This window comes from Psychrobacter sp. PL15 (assembly GCF_035984995.1).
Classification (GTDB): domain Bacteria; phylum Pseudomonadota; class Gammaproteobacteria; order Pseudomonadales; family Moraxellaceae; genus Psychrobacter.
Genome location: NZ_JAXCIB010000007.1, coordinates 1 through 21201 on the forward strand (window position 1 = coordinate 1; position 21201 = coordinate 21201).

The window sequence follows — 21201 nt, forward strand, 5'->3', positions numbered from 1 at the left end:
TCTCACTTTGGCGGTGGATAGTAACCTTGATGCTAGCGCATCTAGGCCTCTTTTTCACCTGCTGTTTGAAATTGCACTTCACGTGTTAATCTAAGAATAAAAAAAATTCAATAAAAAGTTAAATAAAAAAGGCTGAATTCTCTAGGGGATTTAGCCTTTTTTTGCGATTATTCTATGACAAAATATTTTTACATAGCCTTTTTACATAGCCCCTTTACAAGACATAACTAAATAACCAAAGCAGCCCATTAATAGCGGCAATACCAACCACCATGCTGACTAGTAGCTGACGACTGACATGGTAAATGAATAATACCAACAGCAAGGCACCCATTTGCGCCAATAATAAATGCAGCTCCGTACTACTTAAACCGGTGGTTAGCGATAGATCTTGATAGGCAAGGCTGGTTAAAATTAATAATACCAAAACCGATAGCGGTAAACTCTCGTTAAGACGATGTAACCAGGGCTTATCGAGCATTTTTTGTGGTATCAGGGCTGGAATAGCACGGGTGATGAAGGTGACTCCTGCCATCGCAAAGGTGGCGGCAATCAGGTAGCTACTGGTCATTAGAGTCTCCTGTTACGGTCTGCTGTATCCAAAATGCACGCATCAAAATCAGCACCATGCAAACCGCAATAGCGACCAGCAATAACCAATTATTAGTAAATAGCGAGGCAATAACCAAACCAATAACAGCAATACCAATGGGGAAATAACGTTTGATATTTTGGAACTGCTCATAAGCTAAAATTACAAACAGACAAATCAAGGCAAAATCTAAGTTTGGTACGAGATCATTGAGGGTACTACCTATCATTACGCCAAGGGCGCTTGCCAATACCCACCAACTTTGGTTGAATAAACTCACCGGCAGTATTAGCGCTTGCCGTGTTTCAGTAGGTAAACTGGTCATGACCGAAAAGGTCTCATCAGTGAGCGCGAATAAACAATAGGTTTTGGCAAGCTTGTTGGTTGGCAAGTATTGCAACAAGGGTACGCCATAAAACACATGACGTAAATTAATAGCAGCGATATTAGTAGCGATACTACCAATCGGTAATCCAGCACTTAGCATAGGCAAGCAAGCATATTGAGCAGCACCCGCATATAATACGACGCTGAGCATGATAGTCGCCCATATTGGCACACCAGCGACTTGTGCGAGTACCCCAAAGGCGATCCCTGCCGGTAAATAGCCCATTGCTACCGGAATGCTTTTTTTGAAGCCCGCAGCCCACTGGTAGGTCGGTTGCGGTAGTTGCTTAGATTGAGTGGTCACATGAGGTCCTAAATTGTCTATCTTGGTTGTCTAACTCGTCTGCATTTATGAGAGTACTATTTTTTAAATGAATAGTGATTTTACTGGCTCGATAACACTAGTGCTTGAAGTCAGGTTATTTAATTAGGACAGGCTTCATAAACTAGGCCGTAGCTTTTCGTAGCTACCAGTAAGGTGCGCCCGGTATAAAAAACCACTCAGAATAATGAATCGTAGCAGTAATAAGCACCAGACACTGAGCCAAATGCCGGTCATAGCCCATTGCTGGTATAGTAGCCAACTGAGTGGGAAAAAGACCACGGCTAATATTAGAGCGGCGTTACGGATTATACTTCCTGCAGTTAAACCAAAAAATATTCCATCGAGCCAGTAAGCCCCGACCCCAACTAGGGGTAGCAGTATCGCGTAAATATGATACTCATAAGCCAAGGTAAATACTGGCTCAATATTAGTCATCAGCTGTAAGTAGGTGGGCATTACCAGCCACCATATGGCGCTCAGCATTAAAGCAAGGCCGTAGCTGACCACACCAGTGCGCTTGACAATAATACGAAAACGCGCCCAATCACGGCGTCCTGCTGCCTGACCACTTAAGGTCTCTGCTGATACTGCCACACCATCGAGGGCAAAGGCTGAAATGCTTAATACCTGTAATAAAATGGCGTTGGCCGCCAGTATCAAATCGCCACTTTGAGCGGACAAACGGGTTATCCAAGCAAAGCTTAAGGTCAATATTAATGTGCGAATAAAAATATCTTTATTAAGTGAGAATAGCCTCAGCATTTTTTCTTTGGCGAAATGCTGTGGATCCGCAGTAAAGAACGCTTGCCAAGACAATTGTAAGTGACGACGACTCAGCCATAACGCCAATACAACCCCCAACCAGAAGGCAATAGCCGTTCCTAATGCCACGCCTACCAGGCCCATTTGCATACCGTAGACAAAAAATACGGTTAGGATAATATTAAGTAGCGCAATAAACCCCTGTTGATAGAGCATATAACGGGTCTTGCCTTGTCCGGCAAACCAGCCAATAAATGCAAAGTTCATTAGCTCAGCTATCACGCCCCAAAACCGTACATCTAGATAGGTCTTTGCAGCAACGCCGCTTTCAGGGTTGGCTGATAACGCCTGTAAACCAAAATCAATGAGCCACGGTTTTGCCAGTAGTAGTACTGCACCGATGATAAAAGCCAATAGCAATGCCCGCTGTAAAATAGACAGTAGGGGTGATTGCATCTGCGGCTTATCACTTGCAGTACTGCTTGTCGATGCCTGATCATGATTAGCAAGTTGCCCTAGTGCCTGTGCGGACAGACCGGATGAAGCGTATTGCAAAAAGTTAAAGCTAACCAACAATAAAGACAATAGCTGTATTGCCAAACCCATACCAGCCAACTTGGCAGTATCATTCATATTGCCCACAATTGCGGTGTCAATAACGCTTTGTAGTGGCATGGCTAAATTAGCCAATAACACCGGCAAGGCAATAGCGATAATGCGCGTGTAGCGAGTATCAATCGGTGGCAGGGTACTTAGCGGCGTAGTAGAAGACATAAAACAGTCGCTTATGCGGAAACATAGGGAATATGCCTGCTACTACATCATGTGGTTACAGGGAAGATAGCTCGATGGTTAAAGCTTAACAAAATATAAGACTTATAAAGCATACAACTTATAAAGTAAAAATAGTATAAAAACAAAAGCACCTATTGGGTTAGGTGCTTTTGTTTTACACTTTTTTATAGCCACTCGAAGCAACTTCTTCGTGAAATGCTTATCTTGGCATGTTAGCTTTGAAACATTAGTTTTGAAACATTAATCTTAAAATATTAGTCTTGTTCGAACATTTTTGGGTCATTAAAAGTAACAATCTCTTCTTCAAACTCAGGCTTAACCTTCACAACAAAATCGTCACGTGACAGCCCCATAGCTAAGGGGATAGAGCTTGAAATATAGATTGACGAGTAAGTACCTGCGATTAGACCAATAAACAGGGCCACAGCGAACCAATATAAGCCATCACCACCTAAGAACATCATAGCCAACACTACCAACATCACTGTTGAGATAGTCATAATGGTACGACGCAAGGTTTCCGTTAATGACAAGTCGATGGTTTGGCGGGGGGTTACACCACGCACACGGCGAAAGTTTTCACGGATGCGGTCATAGACCACGATAGTATCGTTCAATGAATAACCGATGAGCGCGAGTACGGCCGCCAAAACTGTTAAGTCGAATGGGAAGCCGAACAGGGCAAACACTCCAACTGTTACAATGGCATCATGGAACAAGGCTGCTACTGCACCCACCGCTAGCTTAAATTGGAAGCGCAGAGCAACATAGCCCAGCATAGAGACGAGTGCTAAGGCCACGGCCATTACTGAGTTTAAGTATACTTCGTTACCGACTTGGCTACCAATAATATTAACATTACTAATTTCAGCTTTGTTGTTGGGTAAATTTAAGGCTTTGCCGAGTGAAAGATTAAGCCCATTAATATTATCTGATTGCGGTGGCAAGCGCACTAATAGCTCTTGACGCGTACCGAGATACTGTACGACAGCATTGTCAAAGCCATTATCTGCTAAGGCTTTAACCACTTCAGTTTGCTCAGCAGGTTGCTCGTAGCGCACATCTGTAGATACCCCACCAGTAAAATCAAGACCTAAATTAAGACCATTAACGGCGATGGCAATAATACTACCGATTATTAGCAAAATAGATAGAATAGCCATTGGCTTTTCTATGTTCATAAAAGGAATAATGCGCTGATTGCCAATGGCTTTAATACCACCTTCCGCTTTTGCCGCCGCATCATCAGCCGCGTTATTCATCGACTCATTAGGGTCTAGATCGACCTCAGAATCGGGCATTTGGGTTGTTAGCGCTTGACTGCCTTGGCCACTGCGGCGAGCCTTATCTTTTTTGCTTAGTGATGCTTGCTTAGTTGAGCCTTTGGTCTGGTTGTTGCTGCCTTTACCGTCGCGGCGTGGTTTATTACGGCGGCGATTGGTTTTATCATTTGGGTCTTTCGGGTTACCGTCTGAGCCACCACCTGAACCAGTAGAAGTTGGCGTATTTTCTTTTCTTGGGGGATTTTTCTGTTCAATCGCCATAGTTTTCTCCTAACCGATGCTCAAACGTTTGATAGATTTACGCTTACCGTAAGCAATTTGTACCAGCGCGCGTGTGACTAAAAGCGCTGTAAATAACGAGCTGACAATACCGATTGCTAAAGTAATTGCAAAGCCTTTAATAGGGCCGGTGCCGATAGCAAATAGAATAAAGGCCACTAATAATGTAGTGATGTTAGCATCGAAAACACTACTAAAGGCCCGATCAAAACCTGCCGTAATAGCAGATTTGGGTCGGACCCCATTTGCCAGCTCTTCACGTATGCGTTCAAATATGAGTACGTTGGCATCTACCGCCATACCAATGGTCAATACAATACCGGCGATACCAGGTAGCGTCAGCGATGAGCCTATAATAGACATAATCGCCATTATGATAATAACGTTAATCGCTAATGCGACGTTGGCAATCAAACCAAACAGACGATAAAAGACAATCATAAAGGCGAATACTAATAGATAGCCGACTTGAGTTGAAAACAAGCCTTTATCAATATTTTCTTGGCCCAGTGACGGACCAATCGTACGTTCTTCAACGAAATACATTGGAGCTGCCAGTGCCCCTGAACGTAGTAATAATGCCAGCTCAGCGGATTCAGCATTGCTGTCTAAGCCAGTGATACGGAATGACGAACCGAGTACCGCTTGAATGTTGGCACGGTTAATGACTTTAGTTTCAGCATAAGGTGTACGTATTTCAATAGTCTCACCAGTAGCGGGGTCTTCCTCATAGGTGATTTTTTGCTTATTTTCAATGAACAATACTGCCATTTGCTCACCAACTGCGGTACGCGTGGCATTTTGCATCAGTTTACCGCCCGCGCTGTCCAAGGTAATATTTACTTCAGGACGACCACTTTCATCAAGGCTAGACTGAGCGTTAGTGACCTTGTCACCGGTGACAATAGCTTGGCGATCTAACAATACTGGCGGACCATCAAGCGTTCTAAACGGGAAGGCTTCAGTACCAGCAGGTGGAATACCACCCATGAAGTTTTCGCTGTCTTGGGCGACCATTCGAAACTCAAGGTTTGCGGTACGACCAAGTACTCGCTTGGCCTCAGCAGTATCCTGCACACCAGGCAGCTCAACAACGATACGATTAGAACCTTGTGACTGCACCAACGCTTCTGCAACGCCAAGTTCACTAATTCGGTTACGTAGAGTGTTCAAGTTTTGGTTGACTGCGTAGCTATTAATTTCATCTAAGGTCGCATCGTTATACGACATAATCAGGGCAGGGCCTTGGTTATCAATAGAGGATTGTAGGTTGAAATCATTACCCGCTGATCCTTGCAAGATATTTTGAGCGCGGTTACGACTGTCAGTATCAGCAAAATGCAGCACGATACCTTGAGCTTCCGTTTTAATGCCCTTAATAACGACACGCTCAGCACGTAGGTCACGACGCACATCGCGACTGGCACTCGTCAAACGCTGCTCAAGTGCTTTATTCATATCCACTTCAAGTACGAAGCGTACGCCACCGCGTAGATCAAGACCTAGCTTCATCGGTTTAGCACCAATATCACGCAGCCACTGCGGTGTAGTCTGCGCTAAGCTAAGCGCCACCACATAATCGTCACCCAAGTTCTGCCTCAACACTTCTTGTGCTTTGAGCTGAGCTACTGGGTTATCGAGACGCACTAGCGCACTATTGCCCTCAAAAGTGCCGTCATGAGAGTCCACACCAGCCTCTTGTAGTAAGGTTTGTGACCGGATCAAGAGATCTTCAGACAGCTGAGTACCTGCCGCTGCACTGGTAACCTGCACCGCAGGCTCATCAGGATAGAGGTTGGGTGCAGCATACAGACCGGCAACGACCAGCACGATGGCAATGAGTACGTATTTCCAAGCGGGATATTGCATAATCACTTCTTTAAGTTGATAAAGTACTGGCGACACAGGCCACAAGTCAGCAGATGGAATGTTAGCGATTGCAATGGGTAACTGCCATGTTTAGCATTTGGCACCTTTATCATTTGCAATTGTCCACCATCGCGACCATCCGCTATGATAATAGAGCGTAGAACGGTAGCGTATAAAATACTATAGGGTGTAAAGCGATATCGCTTCCCAATATAACTATTTAATTTATCTTTAAACATTTTATTAAAGGTTATACAGCCTTTAAAACGATAAATTAGGCTATTTCTAAGGTCACAATGTATAGCGATAAGTCTGCTATTTGAAGCTTGTCCGGCTGTGCTGCCGCTTTATTTGACTGACTAACAGCGGAAAATGACCGTAAACAATGAACGGTCATTTTTATAAATACGATGATAATAGATAAATACAACGATTTTAATAGCAGTCTGATAGCAATCAAATCTGATCGTGATCAATTATTACTATCAACAACTGCAATCATAATCATTAATAACGACCATAAGTCATTATCGCGGTTACTTATACGCTCTCAATAGTGCCTTTAGGCAATACTGAAATCACAGACGCGCGCTGTACCTTAACATCGGTATTATTGTTTAAGCTAACAACAGCATAGACCTCTTCAAGGTCTTTGATACGACCCATCAAACCGCCGGCAAAGATTACTTCACTGCCAACCGTCAAAGAACTGACCATCGCGCGATGTTCTTTAGTACGTTTAGATTGTGGACGGATCACCAAAAAGTAAAAAATGGCAAAAAATGCTACTGGTAATAAGATTTGACCAAATTGTTCCATATCTCTCTCAATGAATAATAGACAATAATAAAATTAGACGCATAGTAACAAAAAATCCCATACTTGGTAACTGTTAATCATGGGATGAGCGTATTTTTCTTGACAGACCGGCATACTATCAGCCGATACCTATCAGGACAATCCTTTTGGGTGGCTAAAAGCAATAAGATCACTATGTAAAAACACCTTAGCAGACAGCTATTAGATTTGTACATTGATATCAAAGGCACTAATGAAAGGCACTGATTATGGTGATAGACTGCAATAATGTTAGTAGCCATACTCACTTTGCTACTATCTTTCTATAGTAGATTGTTTTACTCAAAAAAAGTAGATAGCATGACAAATTATTGTTAAACCTTAGTATCAATGCTAATATCAAATTGCTGCACTTATTACTGTTAAATTTAACAAAAATTGCTTAGTGATATCCAATAACATTATTATATTAGATAGTAGTTTTTTTATTGTATGTAAAGTAATTGCTTGTCCCGTATTTTATCCTTTTTCGTTTTCTCTCTTTGTTTAGGTTACCCAACTTGTTCCCCACTTTTTTGTTTACACCACGTTTGTGTCGTCCACGCGCTTATCGTAAAGAAGCGTCTGCTAAACCTCCCCCGGCGATGCGATATCACGCCCGTTTTGGCGTTATAGGAGTATCTGCAACTTTACTGTTGGCAATATTATTGATGATGTTGCCTCATCCTGCACTGGCAGTTGAAACTCTAGCAGAGCCGACGACAGCTAACGTATTATTCCTGTTGTTGTTCGTTTTGATCGCCATTGGGATTTCATTTATCTGCTCATTGGCAGAAGCCGCATTACTGACCATGACCCCGTCATATATCGCTGACGTCCAGGAAAATAATCCCAAAAAAGCGAATATGCTAAAACGCCTAAAAGTCGATAATATCGATCAGTCGCTAGCCGCTATTTTGACCTTGAATACCATGGCTCACACCTTAGGCTCTATTGGTGCAGGTGCGCAGGCAACTATCGTCTTCGGTAGTGCTTGGTTTGGGGTGTTCTCTGCGGTTATGACTTTTGCCATTTTGATATTCTCAGAGATTATCCCAAAAACACTAGGGACAATGTATTGGCGGCAATTGAGCGGTTTGGTGACCTATTTTGTACGCGGTATTATTATTCTTTTATATCCTATCATCTGGTTGTCTGAGCGCCTGACTAAATTCTTGGTGCGCGGTAAAGAAGCTGATGTCTTTAGTCGCCGTGAGTTTTCTGCCTTGGCCAGTATCGGTGAGGAAGCAGGACACATCGATCCGCTAGAGGCGCGCATTATTCGTAACTTATTAGCGTTTGGCGCGATTAAGGTTGAAGATATTATGACCCCACGCTCTGTAATGCTGGCGTTTGAGCAGACCAAGACTATCGCTGATGTGATGGCAGATCGACCCAAATTAACCTTTTCGCGATTGCCAATTTATGATGGCGATCTCGATAATATCACGGGCTTTGTATTAAAAACCGATATGCTATTAGCGAAGGTCAATCATGCTATGCATAAGCCACTGATTCAGTTTCAGCGGGAGATTACTTATGTATTCTCAAAAATGAAGCTGTTTGATTTATTAGACTTGATGCTAAAAAATCGGATTCATATCGCTGTTACCGTTGGCGAGTACGGTGAAGTAAAAGGGCTGGTTACCTTAGAGGATGTGCTTGAAACCTTGTTAGGTCTTGAAATTGTCGATGAAATAGACCGCGTAGAGGACATGCAGGCGCTGGCACGGCAAATGATGGATAGGCGCGTAGAGCGTCTAGGTATGAAGCTTAGTGACGACGAAGAATATGACAATGGTAATACTTAAACTAAACTTTGAGGTCAAACTCCAAAGCGACCGCACCAACTAGAGCTTCACTCAAACCTAATCTAACAATAGTATTATTATGAGTGAGACAACAAAAGCAGTGGCCAGTAGAAGATGAAACGCTGGCTGTTGCCAATGATATTTACCTCATAATATATGCAAGAACGACACATGCCGTCACACAGCTGTGAGGATTTGATGATAGTCTGAAGCTCTAAATTGTAACAAATTAATTTCTAGTGCTGCAGTATGCTGGCATAGACATTAAAATATAGTCAATCAGCAATATATAGGCACTCAGAATCATGGTACAAACACCGTCGCTTGTGCAAATACTAATTACAAGCATTAATCAAAACTACTCGACTAAAAAATAAATAGATCTCTAAGCAATTTAAAAAAGCGTTATTTGAACACCAGTAACGTCAATCAAATCTCAAATAAAAGAAAATCCTTGATTAACTACAATTACGAGTATGATCTCGCTAAGGCCTATTCGACTAAGGAATATGATGAAACGACTATGGGAAAAAGGGCTGTTGGCTCTGTTTATTAAGTCTGCTAGCGCGACCGCTGTAGTGGCGATAGCAAGTACCGCCAGCATCAGTGCTCAAGCGGCACCGATGACCCAAGGCGCGGTACAAAGCTATGCAACGGCTATGAAGTCAGCGGCCAACAGCCAAAATATTAGCCAAGTGGCAAGCTTAGTTTCTGATGATGCGCTTATTTCATTATCAAGAAAAGGCAAGTCTACTAGCTTAGACAAAGATGCCTACTTAAAGTTATTGCAAAATAGCTGGAATCAAACGTCGAACTATCGCTACGATATCACTATCGATAACATTGTCATTACTGGAGTGCAGGCCAAAGCCAATGTAACGACAAACGAAAGCTGGGTAAAAGAGGGGAGAAATGTTTCATTTGTGACGACCTCACGAGTGACGCTGACCTCACCAACTGGTAATGCAGTACTGTTACGTGCAGTATCGCAAGTGACTATTGAATAATAAAAAACAACGAGTGAATAATAAAAGATAACGAGTGAATAATAAAAGACAAGAAGGATACGCCCTAGTAGCATTACTCCAACCGACTAGTCTTTCTAGTACTCCGGTTTATATAGCCAGCATTTATAGTGTTAGTTTTAAGCCTTAAGACAATCGCTTACGTTTTGTCTGTTATCTTTTATATTACACTGGTCTTTGCTTTACGTTGCATACTATACTGTCAATTAATTTTATTTCCATCTATTCTTGTTGTTAGGAAGCTCCTATTATCATGTCTACTGTGTCATCAACTTCTCGCTCATTTATCGCTTTGCCACTGACGCTTGCGGTGTCAGCTCTGCTCCTCAGTGCTTGTAGTAATACCTCAACAGTGAAAAGTACTGGTGCAACCAATAGCGCGCCCGTGGTCACTAAGCGCCCTGCTACTGCGGTAAAACCAATCACTAGCGCTGACTATTCAACTGCGTATTTAGATGCTGATAGCTTAGATGAGCTGGCAGATTTATTAGAAGCCAGTGATATGACCATGGTTGAAGACAATAGACTTGCCATCCAGCAATACGGAGACTTGTGGAGTCGCTTGCGGGCTGGCTATCAAATGAATGGTAGTAAAGCGGTTTATAATCAGCGTATTGAAGGACAAAAAAGCTGGTTTACCAGCCGTCAGGATTATCTAAACCGTTTGACTGCGCGTGCCAGCCGTTACCTATACCATACCGTACGTGAAGCGGAACGTCGCAATATCCCTACTGAGTTGGCCTTGTTACCCGTTATTGAGAGCTCGTATGACCCTAGTGGCACGAGTAGTGCTGCTGCGGCAGGTTTATGGCAATTTATTCCGAGCACGGGCCGTATTTACGGTTTGAACCAAAGTAGCAGCTATGACGGTCGCCGTGACGTTATCGAGTCCACCCGCGCAGCATACGACTTCTTGACCGCATTACACAATCAGTTTGGCAGCTGGGAGCTGGCTTTAGCAGCTTATAATGCCGGCCCTGGTCGTGTTCAAAAAGCTATCGATGCCAATGCGGCTCAAGGATTGCCAACTGATTACTGGTCACTCAGGCTACCGACTGAAACCATGAATTATGTTCCGCGCTTTTTAGCCGTTGCTGAAATTGTTGCTCAACCTGAGCAATATGGGGTTTATCTGCCAGCGATTGCCAACCGTCAGCATTTTCGTAGTGTGCCGGCCAACTATGGCGTGAGCTTATCTGAAGTGTCGCAATTGACAGGGGTCAGTTACGACGAGCTAGAAAAGCTTAATACAGCTCTAACTTCATCACGTATTGACTCATCAGGTCCACAGCGGGTCATTATCCCTAATGACGTTAACTTGACGGTTGATGCCAAGCTAAGCGCATTGAGAGGTAATGGCACCAGTAATGTTATTGCTTCAAGCAACAGCAATACGGCGGCGCCAAGCTATTCAAGCCCAACGACTCCTAGCTACAATAGCAAGCCTTATAGCAGCTCATCATTGCCTACTACGGGTAGCGGCCTAGCTGATTATGCTGCCAGTGCTAGTGTGCCTCAGCAGACGACCAGTTACATTACCCCAACCAGCACGCCTAACAACAGCTCGGTCTATAGTAGTAACGCGTCCGTCCGTACTGAACCACCACTGACTAGTAAAGAGACCAATAAGATTAACGCTGAGCTAAAAAATAGCAATAGCTTACCAACGACTTCAGCAATGATTACTCAAAATAACACCATTGTTCAAGAGCCACCACTAAGCAAACAAGAGCGCGACTTCATCGTACAACAAATTCAGTCACAAACCCCTGAAACCAACGTGATTAGCGCCATCGATGGTAATATTAAGCTATCTGCAATTCAGACGCAGCAATCTATCTTAGAAGCCAGCGGTAAAGAGAAAACGCTTAGTTTCGCTAAAAATTCAGCAAGCAAACCAAAACCACAAGGCACACGGACTACCTATTCGGTAAAACGTGGCGACACCCTATCTAATATAGCCAGCCGAGCTGGTGTTAGCTGGCGTGATATCACGGAGTGGAACCAAATAGATGCTAGTGCAACTCTATTATCTGGTAGTACCTTATATCTATACAATGCCAAAACTATTGAGCCGCTAAGCAGTGCTGGTGCCACAACAGCAAGCCAACCTGAAAGTTACGTGGTACAGGGAGGTGATACTCTTATTGGTACCGCTAATCGCTTTGGTTTATCAGTGACCCAGCTGGCAACCTACAATAATTTGAGTAGCCGTGCTGATTTGTTAAGAGGTCAAAAATTATGGTTGATTGCCGGTAAAGTGACGGCACCTGCCGTTACCCCTGCCGCTCCGTCTTCAAAACCTAGCCGTAAGTCGACCGCCGCGACTAAGAACTACAAGGTAAAATCTGGTGACGGCCTAATTGCACTAGCACGTCAATTCAATATTTCAACGGATGCTTTAGCCAGTCTCAATAGCCTTGGCACGACCGATTCGTTATATGTGGGTCAAACGCTCAAAGTACCTACCAGCGTAGATTTCACAGCTCCTAGCAGTAGCAGTAATAATAGTAGTAGTGCCAGTGCCAGCAGTTCAACGCCTACTAGTAACTATAAAGTAAAATCAGGGGATACTTTAATTGGTATTGCCAATAGTATCGGTGTTAGTGCGGGGCAAGTGGCTGCTGTCAACAGCAGCTTTGACGCTAACGCGCGTTTACAACGTGGTCAGACGATTAAAGTTCCCGTTTCTAAGATAGAAGTAAGTCGTCAATTAAACAACCAGCCAACCAGTTATAAAGTGCAGCCAGGTGATAGCCTAACAGGTGTGGCCAATCGATATAATATTGGTTTGAGCGACTTGGCATCAGCCAATGGTCTAAGTAACACGTCCAACTTGATACTTGGCCGTACCATCACTATTCCTGTAACTGGTGGTAGTAGCGCGAATGTTTCAGCTAGCAGCAATACCTCTAGCAGTACCGCGACCAACAGTAGTGGTAAGAAGCTTAGTAATACAGAAAACTATAAAGTGCAGTCAGGTGACGGCTTAATCGCTTTAGCGCGCAGTCTAGGGGTTTCAGTAGAAGACTTAGCTGCGACTAATAATCTAGCGCCTAATGCACAGCTACAGCGCGGGCAAACGATTAAAGTGCCAAAAGTCACGGTCAGTTATACCGTAGGTTCAGGTGATAGCTTGATCGGTCTAGCACGTAAATATGGGGTTTCAACCCAAGAGCTGGCTGATATGAACAAGATTGCAGCCGATACTATGTTACAGCGTGGCCAGCGTCTGACCGTACCGAACCGCTAATAGCTGTTTTATAGCCATTACTTTAACTGATGATTTAAACTTGTCCTTATCCCACAAAAAAAGCTGCTCTTATCAAAGAGCAGCTTTTTTGTCTGAAGTTTTTTACTTGAAAGAGTCTATTAAACCATCTCGGTTTTCATGGTTTCAAGATAACTTCTAATATTACTGACATAGTCCATAACCTGACCAAAACGACTATTTGACGCCTCATTTTCTGATAGATAGGCATAAATATTTGCCCAGCTCTTATCATCAATCCCGTCTGCTCTAAGCTTGCGCTGAATACCTTTAACCGCATTCGGCCCCATGTTATAGCCGGCGAGTGCGAACCAAATGCGGTCTGTTTTTGGTACATCTGCAAAGTCGGACTTCATCTGCTCTAAATAACGTGCACCGCCACTAATACTTTGGCCGGGATCAACACGGTTAGAGACCCCCATTGCTTTAGCGGTATTATTGGTGAGCATCATGATACCGCGCACTCCTGTAGGCGATACAGCATTGGCATCGAGATGCGACTCTTGATAACCCATTGCTACCAATAATTCCCAATCATGATTGTAGTATTGCGCTTGCTCTTTAAAAGAAGACTGATAATCAGGGAGTTTTTCAGTCATAGTCTTTTTAAAATGCTGCTGACTGTAGGCATCTTTGAGTAAGTTTTGATTGTAGAACGCCGCTAACTTTTGAGTTTCTTCTAGCTTAATGCCGTTACATAAGAAATAGCTGGCTTTTTTTGACAGTGGGTCATTTGCTTGGTTGAACGTCCAGCTGACTCTGGGATGTAAGCCATTTTTAGTCAAGCTGGTGTCATAACCACAGCTTAAATTTACTGAGGGTAGGCCAAATTGACTTTTTAGTTGGGTGCTAGCAGTGGTTAGTGCCATATCAGCATTACCTGATTGTAGCGCTCTTAGTGCTGCTTCCTCGCTAGCGTAGGCTTTTAGGTCAATAGTTACCCCAAGCTGATCAGCATAGCTACGCAACAAATCATAGCCGAAGCCATGTTGGAAGCCATCGGTGGCAAAGTAGGTGCTATCACCAGGCACGGCTGCAATAGTCAATGTCTGTTCTAGCATCACATGATCATAGGCTGGCACAGGGTCGCTCATGGTCGTGAGACTCTCAGCGGGTAGGGATAGTAATGCAATGCCGGATACTTGTATAAATTTCTTAGACTTGGCAAAACGAGTAGATGGAACGAGGTTACTTCTGGTGTTAAGCAAGCGTCTAGCAGGATGCAGTAAATAAGAAATACGGCGTTTGGCACCTTGCGCGGATACTTTGACACGATAAGTAATACGTTGCATGCATGTCTCCTAATTTTAGCCATCCTGCTTACCGTAAAATGAGTCATTAACGAATGCTTATATCGCTAGCATTCGCTAAATTTACATTTTAAGTGCTGTTCACTCCTCAATAGGAAAAGTGAATATCACCTTGCTTAAATATAAAAGCCACCATTATCAATGTTATTTGTATTGGTTATTGATACAAATAGCTAATATGAAGATGGGGTTCAACCTATCCGCTAGCGTCAATTTAAAAAGACTTAAACGCTGCACAACCAAAGATACGAATCACACAATTCGTTAGCAAAGCTCGCTACAAAAATAGGGTAAAAATTATATTAAACATAGGTAAGGCCATGAATAAGTTATTGAGACATAGGCATAAACAGTAATATTGATATGGTAGTGGTAAAACCCAACTAAAAATCTAAATCAACGTCTACTGTGCTCATATTAACGACCATCTGCTCTACAAGTAACTTATAGAGTAGAAGACGTAATAATATGCCATCGTCTAGCAATACAGATAAATAATGAATTTTATGACCGTCACGTTTCAAATAGAAAGTGAGGTCAAAAAATCGTTCTATACTGTTATTGCTACGCTAAATATAGGATACATAGTGATCATTAAATATATGGTGTCATCACAGGGTACCACTGCAAGTCGTTACTCAGATTTTCATCAGTACTAGTAGCCTTTACAAAAATAGGCTAACGCATAACACGGATAAATAGCCACCTGCCTCAGAAAACTGCAGGTAGAATCATAGGCCGTATCATGTAATGAATATATGAATAACTACCGCATCATTTAGCACTATAACCGGAAGCTATAATAAATGGGAAGTTTCATGACAAAACATTCTCTTACAAGTTGCTAATATGCGGGTATTAGTTGCAGTATTCAAGTTAAGTTAAGAAAAGAGTGATAAAACTTAACAATTAGGTGGTAGACGGTCAAAAATAGATATATTTTGCTTAATTTTTAACCAACTAAAGTCTATCGAAATAACTTAATAAATATCCATTAATTTTCTATCCTAGCTCGCTGAATCTAAACGCAGCCTTAATACTGTTATCAAAAATACTGTTATTAAATCGTATAAAATCTTTCGCTTAATTGAGCGCAGACCCTAATATAATGCAGCAGGGATAGTTTTAACTCCTGATTACGCTGGATTATCAATATCAATAAAAGTCACTGGTACGCTAAAGTGTTGTGCAATTAACTCACCTAATGCCCGAATACCGCCACGTTCTGTAGCGTGATGACCGCAGGCAAAGTAGTCAATACCAAGTTCGCGAGCGATATGAGTGGTACGTTCTGATATTTCACCCGAGATAAAAGCATCACAGCCCATTACTGCTGCCTGTTCGATCATATCTTGCGCGCCGCCCGTACATATCCCAATACGCTCGAGGCGCTTCGAGTGAGTAGCGGTACTATTATTATCAGCCGTATTATCAGCCGCATTATAGTCGCCAGAGATATGTAGCGGCGCACGTCCTAATGCTTCGGTGATGATAGCGCTTAGACTATGGGCAGTTTGCGGGGCACACGTTGCGATGTTGCCCACCGGATGTGAATCATTAGGATAGAGCGCCTCAGTGATGGTCATGTTTAGCGCCTCTGCAAGTTTGACGTTATTACCAATTACTGGGTGACCATCAAGGGGTAGGTGATAAGCGATTAACGAGATGCCGTTCTGCAGCAATTTACGAATACGTTGTCCTTTCATACCTACTATAGGGGCAGGTTCACCTTTCCAAAAGTAACCATGATGTACCATGATCGCATCGGCATTATCAGTAATCGCCGCATCGATCAAGGCTTCACAAGCAGTAACGCCAGTGACAATGCGCCGTATAGGTCGGCCACCATCCACTTGTAAGCCATTAGGAGCGTAGTCTTTAAAAGCAGCAGCACTCAGATAGTCGTCACAAAATTGTGTCAAGGTCTGAGCGGTTACGGAAGGGCTGGATTCTTCAGTTATGACGTCTTTAGTAGTCATTATGGTTTCCTGTTTTGGTTTAATTAAGTCGGTTTAATTAAGTGAGATTAACTACTGTGATTTGATTAATCTAACTTAATTATTTAGATTCGATTGTTATTGTAACTTACTAATATTTCGTATTAGCTAAGTACTTGCTGTCAATAAAAGCATATAATATGGATGACAGTTATTTTATCATACTGCTGAAAAAATTCTGACAAGCATACTAACTGAAACGGTACACGATCCGTTACAATTTAACCTTGTTGCCAGTTATAATTTACAGACGAAATATTGTTGGTCTGAGAGTCTCAGACGCTGTACGTCTGTATCAAATACATAGAGGTTTTTCTATATGTCGTCATCCCTGAACACCAATAACAAGGCCGGTTTCTTAAAATGGCTACCTTGGGCCTTATTGCTGATAGTTATTGCAGCTTTTGTCTGGTTGTTTGCGAGTATGAAGACCCCGTCAGAGGCCAAATGGGAGCCACCAAGAACCACGGCTGTTGAGCAACAAGCATCCGCTTCAGTGTCTGACACCCCAGCACCTATCTCTTCTTATCACAATGCAGTTGCCCGTGCCTCGCAGTCGGTGGTAAATATCTACACGACTCAAGTGATGGAAGAGCATCCCTATATGGATGATCCGGTCTTGCGCCGCTTTTTTGAGTTTCATAATGAGGGTCCGCAAGGACAAGGTCCTACCAATTTAGGCTCTGGAGTCATAGTGTCAAAGGATGGCTATATTGTCACTAATGCTCATGTCATAGAAAAAGCGGATGAAATTACTGTCGCCTTCAACGATGGTCGTAAAAGTCGTGCCACACTCATTGGTACCGATCCTGACAGTGATTTAGCCGTCATTAAGGTAGACATGACTGGGCTAACACCGCTTGGTTTTCGTGAAATTCCTATTCGCGTGGGTGATTTAGCATTAGCGATTGGTAATCCATTTGGCGTGGGGCAAACGGTGACTCAAGGGATTATCTCAGCGACCGGTCGTACTGGGCTTGGGGTGAATAAATTTGAAGATTTCATTCAAACGGATGCCGCTATTAATCCAGGTAACTCAGGCGGCGCGCTAGTTGATGCTCGTGGTGAGCTAGTGGGGATTAATACTGTTATATTTTCACGTTCTGGTGGCTCGATGGGTATCGGCTTTGCCATTCCAACGGCTTTAGTGGAACAGGTAATGAACGCGCTGATTAAAGATGGTCGTGTGACTCGGGGCTGGCTAGGGATTGAAATCCAGTCACAGCTACAAGATCCGACCCGTCTTGAAACCTCAACGGGTGTGGAAGTACTCAAAGTTATCGATAAAGGCCCAGCGGCAAAAAGTGGCCTAAAGGCCGGTGATGTGATCCTAACCATTGATGGTATTGAGATGACTGATGCCAATACTCTGATACAATATGTGGCTCGCAAACCCATCCGTACTGAGCTCAACACGCAGATATTGCGTGACGGCAAAAACAAGCAAGCCAAAATTATGCTAGCCGAACGCCCACAGCAAGAGACAGTTGAGCCACCAACTACCATCGATAAGAGCAGCTTAAATGGTCAGCCAAGTTATCATGGTGGCGATCAAGACGGACCGATGATGTCTGAAGAAGAACGGTTACGTATGCGTGAAGAATTGCTACAGCTGTTCGAAAATGACGCCGCTACTCAGCAGCAGTAGAGCTCATAGTAAGTCATAAAAAAAAGCGCGCTATCTTGATTAAGATAACGCGCTTTTTTATGGCTGCTGATAACGGTTCTACAAATTAGTCTTTAATAAACTCATGCTCGATATAAATAACGCCTTGTACCCGGCAACAACAAGCTAGGATCTCATCGTCCTCAATCATAGCCAGTGGTGCAAACGGATAATCGACCGGATGTGAGCCTGCAATCCGGCGTATACGGCAACTGCCACAATAGCCTTCCTTACATTGGTAGTTAACCTCATGACCAGTCCGCAGCAGCCCATCTAGTAGGCTCTCATCGTCATGTAAGTAGAACTGCTGTTTACTAGTCATTACCCATGTCATAGTTGATCCTATCGCGATTAGTCCTGTCGTATGCTATCTGTTTGTCAATCGACCTTATTCATTGTTAATGAGACACCAAGCTAAACTTTTACTCAGCTGGCTACCATTCTCTATAGCTCAAAGTCATCAAAATCATTATTTGATAAATCTGAATCAATCTGACCGACTAAATATGAACTGATTTCAGTTTCTTGTGGCGCGACCTGAACATTATCAGAGGACAGCCAGGTATTGATCCATGGAATGGGGTTCGATTTAGAATTTGGGAATGCTGATGGTAGGCCAACCGCTTCCATACGCAAGTTGGTGATGTATTCAATATATTGGCATAAAATATCTTTATTCAGGCCAATCATTGAGCCATCTTTAAATAAATAGCTGGCCCATTCTTTTTCTTGCTCAGCGGCCTTGCGGAATATCTCGATGCTTTGCTCATAGCACTCATTGGCAATCTGTACCATTTCTGGATCGTCTTTACCATTGCGCATTAGGTTCAGCATATGCTGTGTACCAGTCAAATGTAAGGCTTCATCACGAGCAATTAGCTTGATTATTTTGGCATTGCCTTCCATCAGCTTACGTTCAGCAAAGGCGAACGAGCAGGCAAACGACACATAAAAGCGAATCGCTTCAAGGACGTTAACCGCCATGATGCACAGATATAGCTGCTTTTTTAGGGAGGTCAAATCAACCGTCACTTCTTTGTCATTAATAGTATGCGTGCCTGCGCCGAACAAGCTGTAAATCTGCGAGTTGTGATATAGCTCGTCATAGTACTGGGCGATATCAGAGGCGCGCTCTAAGATATGCTCATTGGTCATGATGTCATCAAACACTAGGCTTGGGTCATTGACGATGTTACGAATGATATGGGTATAGCTGCGCGAGTGAATGGTCTCTGAAAATGACCAAGTCTCAATCCAGGTCTCAAGCTCAGGAATGGAGACCAACGGGAGTAGCACCACGTTTGGGCTACGACCTTGGATAGAGTCGAGTAGGGTCTGGTACTTCAGGTTACTCAAAAATATATGCTGCTCATGCGAGGATAGGTTGCCAAAGTCCATACGGTCTTTTGACACGTCGACTTCTTCTGGACGCCAAAAGAACGACAATTGCTTTTCAATCAACTGCTCAAAGATAGGATGCTTTTGTTGATCATAGCGGGCAATATTGACGGGCTGACCAAAAAACATCGGTTCTTTCATAGCGTTGTTGGGCGTTTGGTTAAAGATTGAGTAAGTCATGGTCTTGCCTTTTTATGTTGTACAGATTATTAGTCTAAAATTTTGAAAATAGTTGTAAAAACGCGCTATAGGCTTTCTACTATAAGTTCTCTAAAGATATTTGTACTGGTACTTGTCCATCATTCATATAAGCTTTGAGCATTTCGCTTAGCTCTATATCATCCAATGCTTCTAATTCATCGATATCACTCTTTTGAAGTGTACCTAGGCTAAGGTCTTGAGGTTCTTTCGATGGTTGCTTTGGCGTCTGTTTCTTCAATTGTTTCTTAGGTTCTTTTGTTGCTTCTTTTATTGCTGCTTTTTTTGGTTCTTCGCTTGAGTTTAATTGCTTACGAACGTCTTCGATGTCTACTTCCACTTGTGCAATGTATGAGCGACCATCGTTTAGGTCTGAAAATACGTTAGGGATAAATAGACCACCGTCTTTGATGATTGCGGTATATTGCACGTCTATGACCTCCGTCGTTTTTATTCTTTGTGTGATTTTCAATTGTAGCGATAAAGCCACAGTGTTTTACTTGATATGGTGCGTTTCATGTACGGTTCAATAAAAGAGTAGCTATATAAGTGAGTTTTCTCGTCCTATTTTCTATGTCTAGTAATGCTCTTATCGCTTGTATGAATTTAGGTTTTATACGTTATAAGTGCGTGGGACGCACCTTACGCTGACTGTATCTGCGTTAAGTTTTTCAATGTTAGACGTAGGATGGATTAGTTTTACCAAATTATTATAGAGAATGACAGTAAAACGTAAATCAACAATTCTAATTTCTCTTAATCATTTGGTAGGTTACACTTTGGCTAATCTACCCTGCGGCAAATGAGTTAAAATCTAGCGTACACCTTCTTATTTAAACAGAGTTATTAAGATATAATTTTACCAACGCTTTGTTTTGTAAACCAGATTTGCTATTACCTAAATCTTTTCTCATTGCTTTATATACGTTATCAATATTAGATAATGTATCAGAGCTATCACTATCTCCGGCTTGGCTTCGGAATTTAGACCATGCTTTTATGACTTCTGGTGATGCCCATAAAGTAAAATCTTTAGAGAGCTTTATAAAATATTTTTCAAGTTCTTGTTGGCTTATAGATTCCATATCTTCTCTAGTCTGCGAAAATACATAATCTATAGTAAAATTAATAAATTTCGAGTACATCTCTGTTTTAAATGCACGATGAGCTTCTTCAATTTCTCTATTTTTACTAATCATTTGTCCAACAACTACTGTAAAGGCTGTCGCCATAATTGTGCCTGAAGCTGCGACTAAGGCGGCTACTACAGTAACATCAGCCTGCAAAAAGATATCAATAACAAACTTTAGTACATAAGCTATAACTGCGATTATAAACATAACTATTAATAAGCCAAAAATCATAAAGAACAAGTTCTGAGTTTTCTTCATGAAAA

The 21201-nt window shown here is 42.6% G+C and carries 16 protein-coding genes; 4 read left to right on the forward strand and 12 right to left on the reverse strand.

The genetic code is table 11. The features are described from left to right. Positions 1-214 precede the first annotated feature (214 nt). The 6 genes from RCH20_RS07480 to yajC all read right to left on the reverse strand — a co-directional run bounded on the left by RCH20_RS07480 (position 215) and on the right by yajC (position 7111). On the reverse strand, positions 215-571 hold the full coding sequence (locus RCH20_RS07480) for an AzlD domain-containing protein (protein ID WP_209957790.1): 357 nt from the start codon (positions 569-571) through the stop codon (positions 215-217). After that, positions 561-1283, reverse strand: a complete 723-nt coding sequence (locus tag RCH20_RS07485; protein WP_327193137.1) for an AzlC family ABC transporter permease — start codon at positions 1281-1283, stop codon at positions 561-563. The genes RCH20_RS07480 and RCH20_RS07485 overlap by 11 nt, the downstream gene beginning before the upstream one ends. A gap of 135 nt (positions 1284-1418) precedes the next feature. Beyond that, a complete protein-coding gene (locus RCH20_RS07490; RefSeq protein WP_327193138.1) occupies positions 1419-2840 on the reverse strand; it encodes an MATE family efflux transporter in 1422 nt (473 codons plus the stop codon). Positions 2841-3115: 275 nt separating this feature from the next. Then, on the reverse strand, positions 3116-4123 hold the full coding sequence (gene secF / locus RCH20_RS07495; protein WP_442793113.1) for a protein translocase subunit SecF: 1008 nt from the start codon (positions 4121-4123) through the stop codon (positions 3116-3118). A 291-nt stretch (positions 4124-4414) separates the two neighbouring features. Next, a complete protein-coding gene (gene secD, locus RCH20_RS07500; protein ID WP_209957784.1) occupies positions 4415-6292 on the reverse strand; it encodes a protein translocase subunit SecD in 1878 nt (625 codons plus the stop codon). Positions 6293-6832: 540 nt separating this feature from the next. Beyond that, positions 6833-7111, reverse strand: a complete 279-nt coding sequence (yajC, locus tag RCH20_RS07505; protein ID WP_209957782.1) for a preprotein translocase subunit YajC — start codon at positions 7109-7111, stop codon at positions 6833-6835. Positions 7112-7734: 623 nt separating this feature from the next. Between yajC and RCH20_RS07510 the strand changes: the two genes are divergently transcribed. From RCH20_RS07510 to RCH20_RS07520, 3 genes are all read left to right on the forward strand, one after another. Next, a complete protein-coding gene (locus RCH20_RS07510) occupies positions 7735-8940 on the forward strand; it encodes a CNNM domain-containing protein (protein WP_442793114.1) in 1206 nt (401 codons plus the stop codon). Positions 8941-9452: 512 nt separating this feature from the next. Further along, the gene (locus RCH20_RS07515; RefSeq protein ID WP_209957781.1) at positions 9453-9947 is read left to right on the forward strand and encodes a hypothetical protein; all 495 of its coding nucleotides are present in this window, start codon (positions 9453-9455) and stop codon (positions 9945-9947) included. A gap of 271 nt (positions 9948-10218) precedes the next feature. Then, positions 10219-13218: a LysM peptidoglycan-binding domain-containing protein gene (locus RCH20_RS07520; RefSeq protein WP_327193139.1), complete on the forward strand. Its 3000-nt coding sequence runs from the start codon at positions 10219-10221 to the stop codon at positions 13216-13218. Between the two features lie 119 nt (positions 13219-13337). Here RCH20_RS07520 and RCH20_RS07525 read toward each other — a convergent pair whose 3' ends face one another. Both RCH20_RS07525 and RCH20_RS07530 read right to left on the reverse strand, forming a co-directional pair. Further along, positions 13338-14528 carry a transglycosylase SLT domain-containing protein gene (locus RCH20_RS07525; RefSeq protein ID WP_209957779.1) on the reverse strand — a complete coding sequence of 397 codons (1191 nt, stop codon included), beginning with the start codon at positions 14526-14528 and terminating at the stop codon, positions 13338-13340. A gap of 1154 nt (positions 14529-15682) precedes the next feature. Further along, entirely contained in the window at positions 15683-16525 is an 843-nt protein-coding gene (locus tag RCH20_RS07530) for a Nif3-like dinuclear metal center hexameric protein (protein ID WP_327193140.1), read from the reverse strand. A gap of 337 nt (positions 16526-16862) precedes the next feature. Between RCH20_RS07530 and RCH20_RS07535 the strand changes: the two genes are divergently transcribed. Then, complete coding sequence (locus tag RCH20_RS07535) at positions 16863-18191, forward strand: S1C family serine protease (RefSeq protein ID WP_327193141.1); 1329 nt, start codon at positions 16863-16865, stop codon at positions 18189-18191. An 85-nt stretch (positions 18192-18276) separates the two neighbouring features. On the opposite strand, the gene yfaE is transcribed toward RCH20_RS07535, so the two are convergent. From yfaE to RCH20_RS07555, 4 genes are all read right to left on the reverse strand, one after another. Beyond that, on the reverse strand, positions 18277-18543 hold the full coding sequence (yfaE, locus tag RCH20_RS07540) for a class I ribonucleotide reductase maintenance protein YfaE (protein ID WP_209957765.1): 267 nt from the start codon (positions 18541-18543) through the stop codon (positions 18277-18279). 110 nt (positions 18544-18653) lie between these two features. Next, positions 18654-19787: a class Ia ribonucleoside-diphosphate reductase subunit beta gene (gene nrdB, locus RCH20_RS07545; RefSeq protein WP_327193142.1), complete on the reverse strand. Its 1134-nt coding sequence runs from the start codon at positions 19785-19787 to the stop codon at positions 18654-18656. A 79-nt stretch (positions 19788-19866) separates the two neighbouring features. Next, a complete protein-coding gene (locus RCH20_RS07550; protein WP_327193143.1) occupies positions 19867-20235 on the reverse strand; it encodes a hypothetical protein in 369 nt (122 codons plus the stop codon). A 403-nt stretch (positions 20236-20638) separates the two neighbouring features. Beyond that, a complete protein-coding gene (locus RCH20_RS07555; protein WP_327193144.1) occupies positions 20639-21196 on the reverse strand; it encodes a hypothetical protein in 558 nt (185 codons plus the stop codon). Positions 21197-21201: the final 5 nt, after the last annotated feature.